This window comes from Hydrogenophaga sp. (genome assembly GCF_041633695.1).
Lineage (GTDB): Bacteria > Pseudomonadota > Gammaproteobacteria > Burkholderiales > Burkholderiaceae_C > Hydrogenophaga.
Window position 1 is genome coordinate 1 of sequence record NZ_JBFJMY010000596.1, and the last position, 2,184, is coordinate 2,184.

4 protein-coding genes are annotated in these 2,184 nt (G+C 68.0%); all 4 read right to left on the reverse strand.

What is annotated here, in order from left to right; genetic code table 11:
• Positions 1–135: 135 nt before the first annotated feature.
• Positions 136–603, reverse strand: coding sequence for a nuclear transport factor 2 family protein (locus tag ABYB95_RS22155; RefSeq protein WP_372662076.1), 468 nt, complete (start codon positions 601–603; stop codon positions 136–138).
• A complete protein-coding gene (locus ABYB95_RS22160; RefSeq protein WP_372662079.1) occupies positions 600–1,373 on the reverse strand; it encodes an SDR family NAD(P)-dependent oxidoreductase in 774 nt (257 codons plus the stop codon). Before ABYB95_RS22160 ends, ABYB95_RS22155 begins: the two co-directional genes overlap by 4 nt.
• Positions 1,374–1,377: 4 nt before the next feature.
• The gene (locus tag ABYB95_RS22165) at positions 1,378–1,935 is read right to left on the reverse strand and encodes a DUF3833 domain-containing protein (RefSeq protein ID WP_372662083.1); all 558 of its coding nucleotides are present in this window, start codon (positions 1,933–1,935) and stop codon (positions 1,378–1,380) included.
• Positions 1,932–2,184, reverse strand: a 253-nt coding sequence (locus tag ABYB95_RS22170) for an MFS transporter (RefSeq protein ID WP_372662086.1), incomplete at its 5' end; no start/stop codon positions are given. The genes ABYB95_RS22165 and ABYB95_RS22170, both read right to left, overlap by 4 nt.

Here is a 2,184-nt window from a genome sequence, read left to right on the forward strand (position 1 = left end):
CCAGGCGGGGCGCATGCGGGTCTCCAGGGAGGCACTGAGGCCGAACGGGGTGGTGCCGCCACTATATATCGTGATCCGCTTATATATGTGCCGCCCACTGCCCAGCGTTGATCCCGCCCCGCTGGCGGCGCAGGATCAGCGCACGGCGCGCAGATGCCGCCGCAGCCGCCGCAGCACCCAGCCCAGCACCGGCAGGTTTTCGTACAGCTCGCGCGCTGGGTCCCAATGGTCGCGGTGCCAGACCACGCGGCCATCCACCGCGAAGCGCAAATGGCTGCCCCCGTGGATGCGGGTTTCGGGCGCTCCGGGGCGGCTGCGAAAGCGGAAGTTCCACAGCAAAAAGCACTCTCTGCCTTCGGTGATGGAATGCAGCACCTCGAAGCGCGGTGCCTCCACCGACACGAACATGTGTTCGAACACCTGCTGGATGTCGGCGTGGCCGGTCACGTCGTTGAACGGGTCGATGAAGCGCGCGTCCTCGGCGTACACCGTGGGCAGGCGGCGCAGCGAGCGCGGTGAGAGCGACTCGTAAAAATCGACCACCCGCGCGGTGCGCGGGTCGCGCGCGTGGACAGCGGACGGGGATGGGTCGGGTGGGCTCATGTTTGTGTGGTGCGGCGGACCGCCGGAAAATACCAGCTGTGCGGCAACAAGCGCATCAGCTGGAGCCAGAGTGTGAAGCGTTTGGGAAAGTGGATGTCAAAACGCCCGCGCGCCCAGCCCCGCACCATGTGTTGCGCTGCCTGCTCGGGCGTCAGCAGCGCGGGCATGGTGAAGGTGTTGGGTGCGGTGAGCGGCGTGGCGACAAAACCCGGGTTGATCACCGACACGCCAATGCCCGCCGGGTGCAAGTCCAGGTACAGGGTTTCGGCCAGGTGTTGCAAGGCGGCCTTGGTCGGCCCGTAGGCCATGGCGTTGGGCAGGCCCCGGTAACCCGCAACGCTGGCCACCAGGCTCAGGTGGCCGTGGCCTTGCCGGATCAGCACCGGCAGGGCGGCGTCGAGCAGGTGCAGGGCGCCGCTGTAGTTGACCGCGAGGTGGCGCTGCATTTCCGCCAGATCGAAGCTGTCGGCACGCATCGCCAGGTAGTGCCCGGCGCAGTACACCACCAGGTCGAGGCGTCCGCGCAGGGCCAGCACGGTTGCCATGGCGCTGCTCAGCGCGGCGGGGTCGGTCACGTCCAGCGCCACGGCGTGGCTGCCCGGGTGCTGCGCCACAAAGGCGTTCAGCGCGTCCGCGTTGCGGGCCGAGACCACGACCACCGCGCCCAGGGCGTGCAGGCGGCTGGCGGTGGCGCGGCCAATGCCGGACGACGCGCCCACGATCCACACGACCTGGTCGTTCCAGTCGCGGATGACAGGGTTCAGTGCCATGGCATCACAGCTTGGTGAACGACAGGGTGACCTCACCCAGGCGCAGCCCCCACTTGCTCATGGTGGCTTTGTTGATCACGGTGCGCTCGTCGATCAGGTGCATCCAGTCGTCGAACTGCACTTCGTAGACACGACCGTCCACCGGCAGGCTCAAGGTGTAGTGCCAGTTGAAGGCGGAGCCGTTTTGTGCGCCCTCGGCCACGCCCACCACGTCGTCGGCGGTACCGGTGTAGCGGCCGTTGTCCAGGCGCTGCAGGTGCCAGATGCGCTGCTGGCGTTCGCCGTCGTCGTAGACAAACTGTTCGTTCAGCGTGCCCTGGTTGCCCACCCAGTCGCCGCGCAGCGTCACCACAAAACGGCGCAAGACCTTGCCCGAGCGGTCGCTCACCAGGCCGTAGGCCCGCACGTCGCCGGTGAAGTATTGCTGCAGATCGAACACCGGCCGTTCGCCGGCGTGGTCCGCCAGTTGCGGACCGGCGCAACTGGCCAGCCAGGTGGTGGCCAGCAAGGCCATGGCCAGCGCCAGCAGGCGCTTGTGAAGGGGGTGGAAAGCGGTGGTCATGTTTCTTCCGGGTTGGCGATGCGCCAGCGCCACAGCAGCGCGGCGGCCATCAGTTTCAGAGCGCAGGGCACGGCCACATAGGCCAGGGTGAGTGCCTGCAAGGCTTGGGGATCGGTTTGGCCGGGCGCATATCCGGCCAGGGCAAGCAAGGGCAGCGCCGCGCCGGCGGCCAGCCCCAGGTTCAGTTTGGTGGCGGCGTTCCACCAGCCCACGTACACGCCTTCGGCCAGCGCGCCGTGGCCCGCGCGC